This is a genomic window from Candidatus Clostridium helianthi (genome assembly GCF_045310795.1).
In the GTDB taxonomy this organism is placed as follows: Bacteria; Bacillota; Clostridia; order Clostridiales; family Clostridiaceae; genus Clostridium; species Clostridium helianthi.
This window is the reverse complement of record NZ_JBJIAB010000131.1, coordinates 1-371: the sequence shown is the minus strand read 5'-3', so window position 1 is coordinate 371 and position 371 is coordinate 1. Positions and strand designations below refer to the sequence as shown.

At 39.1% G+C, this 371-nt stretch carries 1 pseudogene; it reads right to left on the bottom strand.

The window, feature by feature from the left end:
- Window positions 1-371: pseudogene (locus ACJDTP_RS27505) on the bottom strand (transketolase); the annotation flags it as partial.

Genomic DNA, 371 nt, shown 5'->3' with positions numbered 1-371 from the left:
GCTCTCTTAGGACATCCATCATATAGTGGTAACTTTTGTCTTGTTAATACTAGTGATGTTGGAGTAGTTCCATTAGTCACAGCATAGTACCAAGCTGCTGCAGTTTCTTTTGAGTCTGCAGGTCTAAATACTGTCATGTTTGGCATACTTCTAAGAGCTGCTAATTGTTCTATTGGTTCATGAGTTGGACCATCTTCCCCTACTCCAATACTATCATGTGTTAATACATAAACTACTGGAAGATTCATAAGAGCTGATAATCTCATAGCACCCTTCATGTAATCGCTGAATACTAAGAATGTTGCACAGAATACTTTAAGTCCACCATGAGCATACATTCCGTTAGCGATAGCTGCCATAGCATGTTCTCT